Source organism: Dinghuibacter sp. (assembly GCF_035492835.1).
Taxonomy (GTDB): domain Bacteria; phylum Bacteroidota; class Bacteroidia; order Chitinophagales; family Chitinophagaceae; genus Dinghuibacter.
This window is the reverse complement of the sequence record NZ_DATJIY010000225.1, coordinates 13,448-30,040: the sequence shown is the minus strand read 5'-3', so window position 1 is coordinate 30,040 and position 16,593 is coordinate 13,448. Positions and strand designations below refer to the sequence as shown.

11 protein-coding genes are annotated in these 16,593 nt (G+C 61.5%); 9 read left to right on the top strand and 2 right to left on the bottom strand.

Going from position 1 to position 16,593, the window contains the following annotated elements; all coding sequences use genetic code 11:
- Positions 1 to 88 precede the first annotated feature (88 nt).
- Positions 89 to 3,955, bottom strand: coding sequence for a S8 family serine peptidase (locus tag VL547_RS21090; RefSeq protein ID WP_325581692.1), 3,867 nt, complete (start codon positions 3,953 to 3,955; stop codon positions 89 to 91).
- 61 nt (positions 3,956 to 4,016) lie between these two features.
- Here VL547_RS21090 and VL547_RS21085 point away from each other — a divergent pair, with 61 nt between their 5' ends.
- A complete protein-coding gene (locus VL547_RS21085) occupies positions 4,017 to 4,481 on the top strand; it encodes a hypothetical protein (RefSeq protein ID WP_325581691.1) in 465 nt (154 codons plus the stop codon).
- A gap of 110 nt (positions 4,482 to 4,591) precedes the next feature.
- Here the strand turns inward: VL547_RS21085 and VL547_RS21080 are convergent, their stop codons facing one another.
- The gene (locus VL547_RS21080; RefSeq protein ID WP_325581690.1) at positions 4,592 to 5,233 is read right to left on the bottom strand and encodes a DUF4142 domain-containing protein; all 642 of its coding nucleotides are present in this window, start codon (positions 5,231 to 5,233) and stop codon (positions 4,592 to 4,594) included.
- A 136-nt stretch (positions 5,234 to 5,369) separates the two neighbouring features.
- Here VL547_RS21080 and VL547_RS21075 point away from each other — a divergent pair, with 136 nt between their 5' ends.
- From VL547_RS21075 to VL547_RS21040, 8 genes are all read left to right on the top strand, one after another.
- Positions 5,370 to 6,635 carry a DUF763 domain-containing protein gene (locus tag VL547_RS21075; protein ID WP_325581689.1) on the top strand — a complete coding sequence of 422 codons (1,266 nt, stop codon included), beginning with the start codon at positions 5,370 to 5,372 and terminating at the stop codon, positions 6,633 to 6,635.
- A 99-nt stretch (positions 6,636 to 6,734) separates the two neighbouring features.
- On the top strand, positions 6,735 to 7,412 hold the full coding sequence (locus VL547_RS21070) for a DUF4397 domain-containing protein (protein ID WP_325581688.1): 678 nt from the start codon (positions 6,735 to 6,737) through the stop codon (positions 7,410 to 7,412).
- A gap of 55 nt (positions 7,413 to 7,467) precedes the next feature.
- Positions 7,468 to 8,784 (top strand): alpha-L-fucosidase, encoded by a 1,317-nt coding sequence (locus tag VL547_RS21065; RefSeq protein WP_325581686.1) that lies wholly within the window; start codon positions 7,468 to 7,470, stop codon positions 8,782 to 8,784.
- A gap of 35 nt (positions 8,785 to 8,819) precedes the next feature.
- Positions 8,820 to 9,866 carry a N(4)-(beta-N-acetylglucosaminyl)-L-asparaginase gene (locus VL547_RS21060; RefSeq protein WP_325581684.1) on the top strand — a complete coding sequence of 349 codons (1,047 nt, stop codon included), beginning with the start codon at positions 8,820 to 8,822 and terminating at the stop codon, positions 9,864 to 9,866.
- Positions 9,867 to 9,869: 3 nt separating this feature from the next.
- Positions 9,870 to 10,643, top strand: coding sequence for a copper homeostasis protein CutC (locus tag VL547_RS21055; RefSeq protein ID WP_325581682.1), 774 nt, complete (start codon positions 9,870 to 9,872; stop codon positions 10,641 to 10,643).
- Positions 10,643 to 12,484: a glycoside hydrolase family 35 protein gene (locus VL547_RS21050; protein ID WP_325581680.1), complete on the top strand. Its 1,842-nt coding sequence runs from the start codon at positions 10,643 to 10,645 to the stop codon at positions 12,482 to 12,484. Before VL547_RS21055 ends, VL547_RS21050 begins: the two co-directional genes overlap by 1 nt.
- Complete coding sequence (locus VL547_RS21045; RefSeq protein WP_325581678.1) at positions 12,481 to 14,652, top strand: alpha-galactosidase; 2,172 nt, start codon at positions 12,481 to 12,483, stop codon at positions 14,650 to 14,652. Before VL547_RS21050 ends, VL547_RS21045 begins: the two co-directional genes overlap by 4 nt.
- The gene (locus VL547_RS21040) at positions 14,649 to 16,574 is read left to right on the top strand and encodes a glycoside hydrolase family 97 protein (RefSeq protein ID WP_325581676.1); all 1,926 of its coding nucleotides are present in this window, start codon (positions 14,649 to 14,651) and stop codon (positions 16,572 to 16,574) included. Before VL547_RS21045 ends, VL547_RS21040 begins: the two co-directional genes overlap by 4 nt.
- Positions 16,575 to 16,593: the final 19 nt, after the last annotated feature.

The following is a 16,593-nucleotide window of genomic DNA, read 5'->3' as shown; positions in this document are numbered from 1 at the left end:
TGATCACAGCAAAACGCGGTAAAAGGGGCAACCCGCCCCGACCATTTTCTTACGCGCTTGGGGGCACGGCACGGGCACGGCCGGAAGCCTAGTGCTGCAGCAGGATCTTCTCGATAGTCGTATTATCCCCGTGGGTAATCTTCAGGATATACACCCCATCGGCATAGCCGGACAGGTTGAGCTGGCCGGAGTAGGAACCGATGTAGGAGGGGTACGCCTGTTTGTACAGGAGCTGCCCGAGGATGTTATAGACTTCGAAAGTCAGGTCGGCGGTATTCGTGACCGTAAAGCTGACGTTCAGGATGCCCGTCGTCGGGTTCGGGGTCACCAGCAGGCCCTTGGGGGCGGCGGCGGTATCCACGGCCGTCAGTACGAAGTTGATGCTGTTGGACTGGTTCGTGCAAGCGCCCGTCAGACCGGAAACGATGGTATAGTAGGTGCCCGACTTCGCGGGCTTGTAGACCGTATTGTTCGCCCCGGCGATCGCCAGGCCGTTCAGGTACCATTGGTTGCCGGTAGCGGCGCTGCTGATCAGCGAATCGCCTACCTCAGTGATCGTCGGCGCGGCCGTGGACGACGTGGTCGTGTTGACCTGTGTCCTGGCGCTGGCAGAGGCGCAGTCGGCGGTCTTGATCTTGGCGTCGTAGAAGAAATAATAGTAGCCCTGGTACGTCGTCCCCAGGCTGGTGCTGGTCACCCCGGCGCTGTTCCCCGTCCATGCGAACAGGTTCGTCGAGCCTATGGGATAGGGATTCGCCGTAATACCCGCGTTCCGGTAGATCGTCGCCGAGTCGAGGCTTTCGATGATGATGTCGTGGTTTCCCGCCGGGAGCTGCATATTCAGGAAGAAAACGGCGCCCGTATCCGCCGGATCGCTTGTCTGGGTCGAGCCATCCGAATGGGGTTTTTCCGGGTGAGGGCTGGTCGCGTTTACATAAAGCGTGGTCGTGCTGTAGGGCAGATAGCTGAACGAGCCGGTAGAAGAATTGATGCTCGACTGGTCGACGTCCGCCACGATAAAGGCGATGTTGCCGTGGTATTTCGTATAGAACCGGGCGCTCTCCAGCGTCACCGGCACGGCCGCGTGATAGCTGACCCAGTTCCCGTAAAAGGCATTATACCCGCCGGCCGTGTCCAGCGAGGCCCTGCTGACCGGTCCCGCGCCTCCGCTGAACCCGGAGGAGAAGTAGAAGGTGGTGTTGGCGCTCGCGCTGGCGGTGGTATTGTACCCTTGAGCGACGGGCGAGCCGCCGGTGGGCGTGGTATACCAGAAGTAGGAGCTGGACGAGTCGGGGTTGTTTACCGTGAGCGTGGCCGTGCTCCCGCCGCTGCAGATGACGGCCGTCCCGCTCGACGCACTGGCCGGGGCCGGGTTTACGCTGATGGTGAACGAAGCGGTGTTGTTGGCCGTGTTCTGGTCGCCGCTCAGGTTGACCGATGCGTTGATGGTATAGGTCGAACCGGCCTGCGCGTTGAACGTGCCGGGCAGCGTATACACGACGCTGCCGCCGCCCGCGATCGCGTCCGGGTACGTACCGGTCAGCGTCGCCACGGTGGTTGCTCCGTTCATGACGGTAGCCGTGACCGGTACCTTGGACTGGGTCGTGGTCCCCGTATTCCGGATATTGACCGTTACGATCTGGGTCGTGTCGGCGCAAACCGGGCTGAGCGGATCTGCCAGCGACGTCAGCGACAGGTCGACCGACGGCTGGTTGAAGTATACGGAGTAGTCCTGCGTCTCGCCTTTCGTATAGGTCGTACACGGGCCGAACGTGGTCGAGTCCGTGGTTTCGACGGCCACGATCCGCATCCGGGTCGTATTCCCGACGGTCACGTTGCTGGGCACCGTAAAGGTCGCGTTGAGGGTGGCCGACGGCGCACCCAGTACGCCGCTGCTGGCCACCTCTTCACCTGGATCGGCGAAGCTGCCGTTGCCGTTGTAATCGATATAGACCTTTACCATCCGGGAGGTCGAGGTGTTATCGCAAGCGCCCAGGGACACCACGAGCGGGACGGTTTGTCCTCCGGTGACGCCGACCCGGATACCGGTATTGTCGGTATACGTGGTACAGCTGGTGTAGTTGGTGTATTCCTTTACCCCGTTAACGGTCACGCTGTCGATGGTCGTGCCCGCGCTGCTGGTCGGCGCCGACGCGCAATACGCGGTTCCGCCGACACCCCCGATGATCACCGAAACGGCCTGTTGACCGCGGGCCAGGGTGCCCTTATGGGTGATGCGGATGATATAGTTGCCGCCGGGCGAGACCGTATCGGCCTCCACCTTTTCCACGTTGTTCAGCGCGTCGTCCCCGCGGGTCGCGGCGTTGGTGGGATGGGTCGGGTTGAGCACCCACGGCTGGTAGACCGTAGACCCGTAGATCGAGGTCCCCTTGATGACCCGGACGTCGAGGTCGTTGACCAGCTCGACGGGATAGTTGTGCTGGTTGGAAGAAGTATTCAGCGGTCCCGCGGGGTCGGTCCAGGCAATGGTCGCCACGAGCGGACCCTTACCCGACGCTACCACAGGTATGGAGATCGTATCGTTCGCCCCGGAGTTCGTCATCACTTTTTCCATGATGAGCTGAGACTGGTCGGTATTGGAAGCCGTTATGGCTGCGGCCGCCGCGCGCATGTCCAGCAAGCCCCAGCCAAACTCGTAATCCGGGCCGGGGTTAGCCCCCGCTTCATCGGCGGTATGGATCGCCAGCGCCTTCAGCGTCGACGCCAGCATGGCGGAATCGTGGTGGATCTTGGTATAGTATTCCTGGAGCAGGTAGAGCGAACCGGTGACGTTGGGGGTGGACATGGAGGTACCCGACTCTTCCTCGTACGCGTAGTTGCTGGTCGAGATCGTGGACAACACATTATCCCCGTCCGCCACGATATCCGGTTTGATCCGTCCGTCGCCGGTGGGCCCCCAGCCGCTGAAATAGGTCATCTGGACGTCCGACGGCGCGGAATACCCCGACGGAATGGGCTCTATCGCCCCCACGACGATCCCGTTCTTGGTCGTACCGTAGGGCGGAATGGTATTGAAATAGGCGTTGCTGCTGATCTTGGCCGCGGCAGTACGGGTGATTGCGGTAGCGTTTTCGTTACCCGAGGCGTTCACCTGGTAGTAGGGGGAGTCGATGGCCGGTCCCGTTTCCCCGCGGCTGTTACCGGCCGCCTGGGACAACAGGTAGTAGGGCGCATTGTACATGATCGAGTCGCGCACCTGGACGTCGTTACTGTACCAGCCGAACTTGTAATCCGTGGTATCCCCGGAGGTGCCCCACCATTCCCAGTGGTTGTTGTCGGTATTGAAGTTCCAGCCGGCGATAATCCCGTAGCTGGCGTTGGAGAGGTACAGGTTCGGCGCGGCCGTGGCCATTTCGGTCAGGTCGCTGTTCCAGTCATAGGCGTCGAGCTCCTGCGCCTGGTAAGCCATCCCCTTGGCCTGGGGATTGATCCCGGTGGCGATCAGGGTCCCGGAGGTATGTGTGGCGTGGTCGATCACGTCCGTGGCCCCGTCCTTCTGTACGACGCGGTTCGCCAGCTCCACGTGGGTAGCCAGTACAGCGCCCCCGTCCCAGATGGCGAGCTTCCCCTTCATATTGGCGGAATTCCCGCTCAGCGACAACCCGGTGCTCCCGCCGGGCCAGAGCGAATTGGTCCGGGTCGTCTGGGCGCTTTCCAGGTTGAAGGTGACCTTGTAAATGGGCATTCCGAACTGGTCGATCCCGGAGAGCATCGCCAGTTTCCCGTGCTTACCCCGGATCGTCAGCGGCCAGTGATTGCGCGCGGCCAGCGCCATGGCCCTGGCATACTGGTTGTTCTCATACTGGCGGAGCAACGTCGCCGCCCGGTCGAGGGCCGCTTTGTTGGTCACGTTTTGCGCTTTCAGGGTAATCGTGGCGGAAAGAGCGGCAACACTCAACATGGTGGCTATTCCCAAGGTAAAATTGCTCCTCATATGCTTTACAGATAGCTTGTTCGGATTTATGGTAAATTTAACAGAAACTCCCCCTAACCTAATGAAACGTCATATTTTATTTTTCATTGGCTTTTTCCTGGCATCGTCTTTTACCGGTCACGTAAAGCCCTCCCTTACTCTATACGTAAAACAAGGCGTGCGCGGCTATGTCCGTGAATTAAAAGGGAACCAGATGCCGTCGCCAAGCCGGCCCCTCTCCCGGGGCAAGGGCTTTGCGGCCACCCTATGCATCTTTAAGTTAGTGAATTTGAGCCAGGTCGAACCGGACCGGAAGGCTTCCTTTTACAAGGCTGTGCACGCCCCCCTGGTCAAAACCATACAGGCGGACAGCACGGGTTATTTTGAAGCATCATTGGATACGGGAAGCTACTCTTTGTTTATCAAGGTGGATAACTCGTATTATGCCAACCTGAGAGACCAGTATAACAACCTCGCCCCCATCCGGGTGCAGGCTGGGCAGGTCGCCCATATCGATTTGACATACAAGGACCTCGTCACCTACTAGGTAAAGATAGGCAAAAAAAGACCATAGGGCTCCCCGCGGATCTTTTTACGATCCTCCGGGTGAACCCGATGGTCTTTATCGGTATTTCGATTTGCGTCGCCGGCGCGGCCCTACATCCCCTTCTCGATGGCCTTGGCCGAATCCAGGTGCACCTGTATCATCGGCAGGTGGTCCGACACGAAATGCGCCAGCGCGCTGTCCTTCACCAGCCCGCCGGCGTGCTCGAAGTCATGCACCACGCCCTCGTGGTCGTGCACCATCATCTTCATGTATGCCTTGTCGAAGTCCGCGCCCTGCTTTTGCTTGAGCGTATTGAGCGCCTGCTGCTGCTTAACGGACGGCGACGTCGGCAGCATGACGTTCCTGCCCTTGGCGATTCGCCCCAGCTGGTCCCCCCAATGACTGTGGTCCTGCACCATCATCATCGCAAACGACTTTACGCGCGGGCTGGCAGCCTGGTTCTCCGCGGCCTGGGAGGCCTGGATCTCGGTCATGCCGCCTTCGGCTACGGCGGACATAAAGGCCCGGTCGCCCTCGGAAACGGTCATCGGACCCGTGACATTGCTGGAATCCTGGGTTGTCGCCGTACTCTGCGCGGCGTTTACGGGCGGATTGGTTGCCGAAGTCGCGGTGTCTTTGGCGCCCGAGCCGGTGGAGTCGCCGGAGGTGGCGTTACCGTTGCCGTTACAGGCAATCAGCGCCCCCGGTATGAGCAGCAGGAGCAAGGCCGTGTCTTTCAGATTCTTATTCATGGTGTAATCGATTTGGTTAGCTTTCTGTCTTTTGTCGCCCAAATGGAAGGCCAAAGACGTATTCCAGGGTGTGGAAAAATTATTTGCTAATTTATTTAGTAAAATGTGCTAGATTTGTTAGCGAAAGCGCCCCCTTATGACCAAAGCCGGTTCCGCCGATCTCCCCCTCCACTACGGCCGGGTCCCCACCTGGCTAGCCGAACGCATGGCGCGCCTGGGGCGGGCCGTGACCGAAACGGTGGTCATGGACTATGGGACTGCTGGATTTCTGCAAAGGCTGAGCGACCCCTTCTGGTTCCAGTCGCTCGGTTGCGTCATGGGCATGGACTGGCATTCCTCCGGTATCACCACTTCCGTGATGGGCGCGCTCAAACGCGCTATAAATCCCCTATCCGGGGAACTGGGCCTTCACGTCTGCGGCGGCCGTGGAAAATATTCCCGTCAGACGCCCGACGAATTACGCCTCCTGGGCGATAAGACCGGCCTCGACGGCGAGCGCCTCACCACCGCCAGCCGCCTTACCGCCAAGGTCGACAACACCGCCATCCAGGACGGTTTCCAGCTCTACCTCCACAATTTCATCGTCGCCCGCACCGGGGAATGGGCCGTCGTCCAGCAGGGCATGAACACCGGTATCCGCACCGCCCGCCGCTACCACTGGCACTCCCCCACCCTCCGCTCCTTCGTCGAAGAGCCCCACACCGCCATCTACGGCCCCAACCGCGGCCCCATCCTCAACCTCACCGCCGCCGGCGCCGCCCCCACCCGCGACGCCATCCTTTCCGTCGCCCTCACCGGCCTCCCACCCGCGGAGCTATCCCGCGCCGCCCACGAGGCCGCGCTCCGCGCCAACCCCGCCGCGCCCCGCGAAGCCGCCACCGCGCACATGCTCCCGCACCTCACCATGCCCGCGCACCACGACGTCCGCTCCAAAGACATAGACATAAAACGGTTGGGCGCCGTCCTCGCCCTGGCTCATGAAAAACAACCTATGAATTTCGAATCGCTGTTGCTGCTGGAAGGCGTCGGCCCGCGGACCCTCCAGGCCCTCACCCTGGTCAGCGAGGTCATCCACGGCACGCCTTCCCGCTTCAGCGACCCCGCCCGCTTCTCCTTTGCCCACGGCGGCAAGGACGGCCACCCCTTCCCCGTGCCCCTCGACGTCTACGACGAGACGCTACACCAGCTGGAACGCGCCGTCACCCGCGCCAAGCTCGGTCGCGACGACAGCGCCCGCGCGATCAAGGCCCTGTCCACGATTTCCGCGACACTGGAAAAAGACTGGATCGAACAAGACCGCGTCCAGGAATGGATCGGGCACGAACGCGCCACCTCGTACCTCCACGGCGGCATGACCGTCACGGGCCCCGCCCGCCTCCCCCCTCAATTACAACTATTTTAAAAAAATATTTGGCCGTTTCCCGATTTAATCCGAACCTTGCTATACGAAAGGCCGTCGTTCAAACGTCGGTCTTTTTTTTTGCCCCATATCCGAATCCCTATGCGCAACCTCAGCCATATCCTGCTGATCCTCCTCATCGTGCCGCTCTCCTGTCACAAAACCGTCGCTCCGCGTGCCGATACCACCGACATCCTTTTTGTCAATACCTCCCTAAACCAGCCCCAGATCGACGTATACGCTAATGGCGTCCTGCAATACCCCCAGCTCACTTTCCCCGACAGCACCGGATACCTCAGCATCGACGCGCCGATCAACCGACTGACCCTTGCCAATGGCGCTGACACACTAATAAGCAGCCCCGCCGCCTTCAACCCCGGCGCCCGCTACAGCATATTCCTATGGGATACCTCAGCGACGGCCCTGCACCTTTCCGCGGTCAGCGACAGCTTCCCCACGCCCCACGCCGGTTACGCGCTGCTCCGCTTCCTCAACTTCTCCCCCTCCGTCGAGAGCGTCGACCTCTACTCCGTCACCAGCGGCCAGGACCTCTTCACCGGCCGCTACTTCGACCAAACCGACGCCTTCGCCGCGTCCTTCGTCTCCTTCCCCGCCGGCGTCTACAACCTCGAGCTCCGCTCCCCCGGCACCATCATCTCGATCGCCACCCTCGACGGCCTGACCCTCGTAGCCGGCAAAGCCTACACCCTCTTCGCCCGCGGCCGCGTCGGCGTAGTCGGCGACCGCACCCTCGGTATCGGGGTTATTCAGCATAACTAAAATTGCGCAATCGTTTCCCCCGCGCCCCAGCGCATTTTTCCCCTATATTGCCCGCATGCGCAATTTCATCTGGCTTTTGCTTGCCCTCCCGCTGGCGGCGGGCGCCCAAAAACTCCCGCCGGAGACGATCAAGGATAAAATGCAGTGGTTCCAGGACGCCAAGCTGGGCATCTTTATTCATTGGGGGATCTATTCGGTCAACGGCGTGGACGAAAGCTGGAGCTTCCACAACAAGAAGTTGAGCTATAAAGATTATATGGCGCAGCTCAAGGGCTTTACCGCCGCGAACTACGACCCGCAGGCGTGGGCGGACCTGATAAAAAGCACCGGCGCCCGCTATGCGGTGATCACCACCAAGCACCACGACGGCGTCGCGCTCTGGGACACGAAGTACAGCGACCTCAACGTGGTGAAGGCGACACCGGCCAAAAAAGACGTACTGAAACCCTTTTATGATGCCCTGAGAAAGGACGGCATCAAGTGCGGCGCCTACTTTTCGCTGTTGGACTGGTCGCAACCGGACTACCCCGGTTTTCTGAAGGACAGCAGCCGGTACGATATAAACAAGGACTACGAGCGCTGGAACCGCTACCGCCACTTCTTTCAAGGGCAGATCACCGAAGTGATGGAACGCTACAACCCCGACCTGGTGTGGTTCGACGGCGATTGGGAACAAAGCGCGGAGGGTTGGGAGGCCGAACGCGTCCGGTCAATCATACAACAACACAACCCCAAAACCATTATCAACGGCCGGCTCCAGGGATACGGCGACTATGAGACGCCCGAGCAAAACATCCCCGTTTCGCGCCCCGCCTATCCCTGGTGGGAAATGTGCTACACGAGCAACAACAACTGGGGCTACCACCCCGACGACACCGCCTTCAAAACGCCGGGTGAAATCATCAGCGTCTTTGCCGACGTGATCTCCAACGGCGGCAACCTGCTGCTGGATATCGGCCCGAGAGCAGATGGCACCATCCCTAAGGAAGAAACCAACCTGCTGACGGAATTGGGGCATTGGACCCATAAGCACGCCGAGGCCATCTTCAACACGATCCCGGGCGTCCCGCAAGGACACTTCTTCGGCCCTTCCACGCTTTCCAGGGATTCGACCACGCTCTACCTGTTCCTGCCCGCCCATACCTACGGCCAGGTCGAGGTAAAGGGCCTGTCGAGCGGCATCCGTGACATCCGCGTCGTGGGCACGAACCAAAAACTAACCGACAAGATCGTGGGCAAGATCAGCTGGAGCGCGGTCCCCGGCCTGGTCTTTGTCGATGTCCCGCAGACCGCATTGGATAAATACATGACCGTCCTGGCGCTTGACCTCGATGGTCCGGTCCGTCTTTACCGCGGCCACGGAGGGTTATAAACCCCTATATTCGTGTGCACGAAAATGTCTTTTGTATGCTCAATCGCCGAAAATTCTTTGCCTTGACCGCGCCGCTTGCCCTGACCGGAAATCGTCTTATGGCCGCTGCGCAAAACGCTCCCCTCGGAGCGCCCCACCCCGCGCCCCCTGTTCGCGGCGCCGCCAACCTCCCCATCGTCGTATCCACCTGGGACTTTGGCCAGGCAGCCAACGCCGAGGCGTGGAAGATACTCAACGCCGGGGGCTGGTCGCTGGACGCGGTAGAGGCCGGGGTAAAGGTTCCTGAGGCCGACCCCAACAACACGACGGTTGGTCTTGGCGGTTTCCCCGACCGGGACGGCCGCGTCACGCTCGACGCCTGTATCATGGAAGGCAACGGCAACTGCGGTTCGGTGGGCGCGCTCGAGCACGTCGTACACGCCATATCGGTGGCGCGTAGGGTCATGGAAAAAACGCCGCACGTCATGCTTGTCGGCGACGGCGCGACCCAATTCGCATTGGAGCAGGGTTTCCCCAAGGAAAACCTCCTTACGCCCACGAGCGAAAAAGCCTGGAAGGAATGGCTCAAAACCTCCCACTATCAACCGGTCATCAACATCGAAAACCAGTCTTATCATAAACAGCCGCCCATGCCCGGCGGACCCGGCAACCACGATACCATCGGTATGGTCGCCATCGACGCCAAGGGCCGCGTCAGCGGCGCGTGTACCACCAGCGGCATGGCCTTCAAGCTCCACGGCCGCGTGGGCGACTCGCCGATCATCGGCGCGGGGCTGTTCGTAGACGACGAGGTCGGCGCCGCCACCTCCACCGGCGTAGGCGAAGAGGTGATCCGCATCTGCGGCTCCCACCTGGTGGTCGAGCTCATGCGTCAGGGCCGCAGCCCGCAACAAGCCTGCGAAGAAGCCGTCAAACGCATCGTGCAAAAAGGCCCCGAGCGCGCAAAGACGTTGCAGGTGGGCTTCCTGGCGATCAACAACCAGGGAGACATAGGAGCCTACGCCCTGCAAAAAGGGTTTACGTATTCCGTCCGCACCGGGAGCGTCGACCAGGTTTATCCGTCACCGTATTATTACCAATAGGCCATGACACCCTTTATCCTGGAAATCTGCTGCTTCAACCTGCAGTCCGTGATCACGGCCGTAGGCGCCGGCGCGGACCGGATAGAGCTCTGTATGGACGCCGCCGAAGGCGGGACGACACCCTCCTACGGGCTGATCCGCGCGGCCCGCGAGGCTACGCGCACCGCGCGCGCCGGAGCCCCCGGCCCCGCGCGGCTGTACCCCATTATCCGTCCCCGCGGCGGCGACTTCTTTTACGACAAGGACGACTACGCCCAAATGCTCACCGATATCGCCGTCTGCCGCGACCTTGGCTGCGACGGCGTCGTCATCGGCGGCCTGACCCAGGACGGGGAAATCGACACCGAACACTGCGCGGGCCTCATGGCGGCAGCCGGCCCCCTCGGTGTCACCTTCCACCGCGCCTTCGATCGCGTAAAAGACCCGATAAAAGCCCTGGACGACGTGATCGCCCTCGGCTGCGAACGCATCCTCACCAGCGGTTGCCGCCCCACCGCCCCTGAAGGCGCGGAACAAATACGTCAATTGATCGGGCGCGCCGCCGGCCGCATCACCCTCATGCCCGGTTCCGGCGTCCGCGCCGAAAACGTGGTGGAGCTTCAGGAGGCTACGGGCGCCCGTGAGTTCCATACATCCGCCCGCGTGGCGATGCCCTCGCTGATGCAATACGTCAACCCCGCCATGCAGGAGCACCTGACCCTGGTGGCGGTGCACACCGAAGAGGTCCGCCAGATGCGGACCCTGCTCGACAACCTTTACAACAGTCAAAACACATAATGAAGACGATCCTACTGAGCACGGCAATGCTCATAACGATGGCAGCCACCGCACAAACGACACCCCATGCAACGCCTCCGGCGAAACAGGTTTCCCCGCATGACGGGCACACTTTCACCCTCGGCCAGCATGACTTCCTCCTCGACGGGAAGCCCTTCCAGATCATCAGCGGCGAAATGCACCCCGCCCGCATCCCGCGCCCCTACTGGCGCCAGCGCATCCGTATGGCCAAGGCCATGGGCTGCAACACCATCGCGGCGTATGTTTTTTGGAACTACCTCGAAACCAGCAAGGGTCACTTCGACTTCACCACCGAAAGCCGCGACATCGCGGCCTTTATCCGCATTGCGCAACAAGAGGGTATGTACGTCTTGTTAAGACCCGGCCCCTATGTCTGCGCCGAATGGGACTTCGGCGGTCTGCCCGACTACCTGTTGTCCATCCCCGGAATCAAGGTGCGCTGCTCCGACCCACGCTACCTCGAAGCCGTCCACCGCTATGTCACCGCGCTGAGCGCGCAGGTGAGCCCGCTCCTCGTGACCCGCGGCGGACCCATCCTGATGGTCCAGGTCGAAAACGAATACGGCAGCTACGGCAATGACAAGAGCTACCTGGAGACCTTGCGGAAATGGTGGGTCGCTTCGGGGATCAACGTGCCGTTTTATACCGCCGACGGGGCCGCCCCGGCCATGCTCGAAGCCGGCAACATCGACGGCGCCGCGATCGGGCTCGACCCGGGTGTGAGCAAAAACGACTTTGCGCAGGCTGAAAAAAGGAATCCAAACGTTCCTTCCTTCAGCAGCGAAACCTACCCCGGCTGGCTGACCCATTGGGGCGAGAAGTGGGCGACCACCGATACCGTCGGTATCCTGGGAGAAGTCCAGTTCCTCCTGGACTCCAAGCGTTCCTTCAACCTCTATGTCATCCACGGCGGCACCAACTTCGGTTTTAGCGCCGGCGCCAACAGCGGCGGCAAGGGCTTCGAGCCCGACGTCACCAGCTATGACTACGACGCCCCGGTCGACGAGCAGGGCCGCGCCACCCCCAAATACATGGCGCTCCGCCGCCTGATCGGGAGCTACGTCGGCGCCCTGCCCGACGTCCCAGCCCCGATCCCGGTGACCACGGTCCCCGAATTCACCCCCAAGGTCTGGACCTCGATCTGGGACGTCCTCCCTAAGCCGGTCTTCGAAGTACAACCGCAGCCATTCGAATCGCTGTCGCAAAACCAGGGCCTGATGCTCTATACAACCCACCTCGTGGGTCACCACAACGGCCGCCTGACCCTAACGGACCTCCACGACTACGCCACGGTCTATCTCGACGGTCAGTACGTCGGTTACCTCGACCGCCGCGAAGGCAAACGCTCCATCGAGCTCCCCAAAACCGATAACCCCCAACCCTACCTCGAAATCCTCGTCGAAGGCATGGGGCACATCAACTTCGCCCAGGAGCTCATCGATCCCAAGGGTATCACCGAGCGCGCAACGCTGTCGGGGATGACGCTGATGAACTGGGAGGTCTACCCGTTGCCGCTCAACCCGGCATTCATGAACGCCGTTCGCGCCAAAGCCAAACCCACGGGGCAACACCGAGGCATCTTCTTCCGCGGCAGCTTCAATATGGATTCGACCGCCGATACCTACCTCGACCTCTCCCACTACCAAAAAGGCGTCGTATGGGTCAACGGCCACAACCTCGGCCGCTACTGGAACATCGGCCCCCAACAACACCTCTATTGCCCCGCGCCCTGGCTGAAAAAAGGCGCCAACGAGGTCATCATCTTCGACCAGCTCCAAACCGATCCGGCCCCGGTCAGCGGCGTGACGACGCTGCAATGAGATGGCTCCTCGCCTGCCTGATAATTACCGGGTCCGTCCGCGCGCAGGCGCCCCGCACCGCGACGGCCCCGCCGAAGGCGGGGCCCCGGCCCGACTGGCTCGTGGGTGATCTCCCCCACCCCGCCGCGATCCGCCAGGACGGCGCCGAAGTCATCCTCGATAACGGCCTGGTCCAACGCCGCATCCGCCTCACCCCCAACGCCGCCACCGTCGGCTACCTCAACGAGACCAGCGGCGAACAATTGCTCCGCGCCGTGACCCCCGAAGCCCGCGTGACGCTCGACGGTAAGACCTACGCCATCGGCGGTCTCTATGGCCAAGCCGACAAAGCCTACCTCACGGAAGCGGAGATCCCAAGGCTGAGGGCGCACCCCGGAGACTTCACGCTAGTCCGCTGGCGCATACAACCACTGGCGCCCATGCTCGCATGGAAGACCCGCACCTGGACCGGCAACCCACACCAGGCCACCGGCAAGGAGCTCGTGCTCGTATTCGCGGCCACCCCCGGCTCCGCGGCCGACCCGGCCCTCACGGCTGAGGTGCACTACGCCCTCTACGACAACCTCCCGCTCCTATGCAAATGGGTCACCCTCCGCAACACCGGCGACAAGCCGCTCAAAGTCGACGCCCTCGTCAACGAGATCCTCGCCACCCCCGAAGAACAAAGCGCGGTCGTCGGCAGCACCGAACAAATGGCCAAGCCTCACGGTCTCTATATCGAATCGAACTACGCCTTCAACAACGCGATGCGGTACGACCTCTCCGACCAGACGACCCACTGGAAAGCCGATAGCACCTACACCTCGCAGGTAAACTATGACTATAAAACGCCCTGTCTGCTGGAAGTCTATCCCAACATCGGACCCGGCGTGACGCTCCAAAAAAACGACACCCTCGAATCCATCCGCACCTGGGAGCTCCTGATGGACAGCTACGACCGTGAACGGCGCGGTCTGGCGATCCGGAAATTCTACCGGACCGTCGCCCCCTGGACCACCCAGAATCCCATCTTTATGCACCTCGTCTCCAAGACGGACGAGGACGTGACCCGCGCTATCGATCAGTGCGCGGCGACCGGGTATGAGGCGGTGATCCTGAGTTTTGGCAGCCATTGCAGCCTGGAAGACACGACAAGGGACAACCTCGCCCGTTGGAAACGCCTGGCGGACTATGCGCACCAAAAACACATCCTGATCGGCGGCTATTCTCTCTTTTCCAGCCGGCGTATCAGCGACAGCGACGACGTCATCAGCCCCGTGACCCATAAACCCGGCGGCGCTTTCTTTGGCAACGCGCCCTGTTACGGCAGCAAATGGGGGTTGGGCTACCTTCAGCGGATAGAGACCTTTTTCACCGCCACCGGTTTTGACATCTTCGAGAACGACGGCCCCTACCCGGGCGACGTCTGCGCGTCCACCACCCACCCGGGTCACAAGGGCCTCGACGACAGCCAGTGGGAACAAATGCTGCTGCAAAAGAGCCTCTACCACTGGTGTAGCGCCCGCGGCATCTATGTCAACGCCCCCGACTGGTACTTCCTGGACGGCTCCAACAAGATCGCCCTCGGCTACCGCGAAGTAAACTTCTCCCTTCCCCGCGACCAGCAGGTCATCCTGAACCGCCAGAACATCTACGACGGTACCTGGGAAAAGACGCCCTCCATGGGTTGGGGCTTCGTGCCCCTTACCCGCTACCAGGGCGGCGGCCCCGAAGCCGTGCTGGAGCCGCTCAGCGAGCACCTCGACGACTACCGGCAATTGATGGTCCAATACTACGGCGCCGGCGTCCAGGCCTGCTACCGCGGTCCGCGGTTATACGACACCGATAGCACGCGCTCGCTCGTCGCGCAAACCATCGCCTGGTACAAGCGCTACCGCGACATCCTCAACGCCGACATCATCCACCTCCGCCGCCCCGACGGCCGCGACTGGGACGGCATCCTCCACGTCGACCCCCAAGGCCGCGTCAAAGCCTTCCTGCTCGTCTACAACCCGCTGGACGTCCCCATAACGCGCACCCTGACGGTTCCGCTGTACTATGCCGGCCTGGCCGGCAAAACGGTCACCGTCGCCTCCGCCGGCGCCGCCCAACGCGTCCCCGCCGGCGGCAACCTACAATTACAAGTACAAATTCCCGCCAGGGGCTATTCCTGGTACGCCATACAATGAAATACCTTTTCTGCTTGCTCCTCCCGGCCATCGCCAGCGCCCAACAGGTTACCTCTCCCGACGGCCGCACCACGATAACGCTGACGGTAGCGAACGCCCCGACACTAACGGTCACCCACAACGGCAAAACCCTCCTCGACCCCAGCCCCATCGGACTCCAACCCGACTCCGCGGCAGCACCCACCTGGAAGCCCGGCAAGTTCACGCAGCAAAAGGGCGACGGAATCCTCCATCCCCTGGCCCCCGTCAAATTCGCCAGCATCCGCGATCACTATAACGAAGGCACGCTGAATTTCAAAAACGGGCTGACCCTCGTCCTCCGCGCCTACGATAACGGCGTCGCCTACCGCTGGATCATCCACCGCAAGGGCGACTATAAGGTCTGGAACGAAAGCCTCCACCTCCAGTTCCACGAAAACGACACCACCTGGTACCCGCTGGAGGAAAGCTTCTACTCCCACAACGAACGCGCCTTTAACCCGCATCCGCTCGACAGCATCGGCCCCCAGCAGCTCGCCAGTCTACCGGTGTTAATAAAGTCGGGCGGAACCGACGTCTATTTCACCGAAGCCGACCTCTACGACTACGCCGGTCTTTGGGTGACCGGCGATAACAAGGGCGGACTAAACGCCACTTTTCCAAAATATCCCAAGATGCTCCAAAAGACCGGCGACCGCGACGAAAAGGTACTGGAGCGCGAAAATTACATCGCCACCGCCAAAGACGACAAAGTCCTCCCCTGGCGCCTCCTGGCCATCGAAGACAACGACGCCGGCCTCCTCACCAACACACTCGTCTACCAGCTGTCGCGCGGCACCACCCAGGACTACAGCTGGGTGACCCCCGGTAAGGTCTCCTGGGACTGGTGGAACGACAACAACGTCTACGACGTGGACTTCCGCGCGGGTATCAACACCGCCACCTACGAATATTACGTTGACTTCGCCGCCAAATACGGACTCAAGTACATCATCCTCGACGAAGGCTGGAGCCCTGTAACGGACATCCTGAAGGTCGTCCCCGACATCGACATGCAAGCCCTGCTGGACCACGCACGCGCCAAAAACGTGGGCGTCATCCTTTGGGTCGCCTGGCGGGCGCTCGACGAGCACCTCGAAGAAGCCCTCGACCTTTACGCCCGCTGGGGCGTCAAGGGCATCAAGGTCGACTTCATGCAACGCGACGACCAGCTCATGGTCAATTATTACGAACGCGTAGCCAAGGCCGCCGCCGCCCGCCACCTGCTCGTTGACTTCCACGGCGCGTACAAACCCACCGGTCTGGACCGCCAGTACCCCAACTGCCTCACCCGCGAAGGCGTCGCCGGCAACGAAAACCTGAAGTGGAACGACCCGCGTATGGGCCCCAAGCACAACCTCACCCTACCCTTTACCCGGATGGTCGCCGGTCCCATGGACTTTACCCCCGGCGCCATGTTGAACGCCACCAAAAACGACTGGGCCACGAGCTTCAGCAACCCGATGTCAAAGGGCACGCGCTGCCAGCAGCTGGCGATGTATGTCGTTTACGAAAGCCCGCTCCAGATGCTGTGCGACAACCCCACCCACTATTATAAGGAACCCGAATGTATGGACTTCCTGTCCACCGTCCCCGCCACCTGGGACACGACCGTCGTCCTCCACGCCCGCACCGGCGACTACCTGGCCCTCGCCCGCCGCGCCGCCAACGGTGACTGGTACATCGGCGCGATGACCGACTGGACGCCCCGCGACCTGACCCTCGATCTTTCTTTCCTCGGTCCCGGCACCTGGAAAATGGACAACTGGCAGGACGGCCTCAACGCCGACCGCAACGCCCAGGACTTCAAACGCGTCCAGGGCACGACCGTAACCGCCACCCAACCCCTCACCATCCACCTGGCCCCCGGCGGCGGCTACGCCGCGCGGCTCACCAAACAATAACCCCCGCCCGCGGCGCGGA

Excerpts from the sequence above, each read along its gene's own strand:
- VL547_RS21090 (WP_325581692.1), bottom strand. The coding sequence starts at position 3,955 with ATGAGGAGCAATTTTACCTTGGGAATAGCCACCATGTTGAGTGTTGCC.
- VL547_RS21085 (WP_325581691.1), top strand. The coding sequence starts at position 4,017 with ATGAAACGTCATATTTTATTTTTCATTGGCTTTTTCCTGGCATCGTCT.
- VL547_RS21080 (WP_325581690.1), bottom strand. The coding sequence starts at position 5,233 with ATGAATAAGAATCTGAAAGACACGGCCTTGCTCCTGCTGCTCATACCG.
- VL547_RS21075 (WP_325581689.1), top strand. The coding sequence starts at position 5,370 with ATGACCAAAGCCGGTTCCGCCGATCTCCCCCTCCACTACGGCCGGGTC.
- VL547_RS21070 (WP_325581688.1), top strand. The coding sequence starts at position 6,735 with ATGCGCAACCTCAGCCATATCCTGCTGATCCTCCTCATCGTGCCGCTC.
- VL547_RS21065 (WP_325581686.1), top strand. The coding sequence starts at position 7,468 with ATGCGCAATTTCATCTGGCTTTTGCTTGCCCTCCCGCTGGCGGCGGGC.
- VL547_RS21060 (WP_325581684.1), top strand. The coding sequence starts at position 8,820 with ATGCTCAATCGCCGAAAATTCTTTGCCTTGACCGCGCCGCTTGCCCTG.
- VL547_RS21055 (WP_325581682.1), top strand. The coding sequence starts at position 9,870 with ATGACACCCTTTATCCTGGAAATCTGCTGCTTCAACCTGCAGTCCGTG.
- VL547_RS21050 (WP_325581680.1), top strand. The coding sequence starts at position 10,643 with ATGAAGACGATCCTACTGAGCACGGCAATGCTCATAACGATGGCAGCC.
- VL547_RS21045 (WP_325581678.1), top strand. The coding sequence starts at position 12,481 with ATGAGATGGCTCCTCGCCTGCCTGATAATTACCGGGTCCGTCCGCGCG.
- VL547_RS21040 (WP_325581676.1), top strand. The coding sequence starts at position 14,649 with ATGAAATACCTTTTCTGCTTGCTCCTCCCGGCCATCGCCAGCGCCCAA.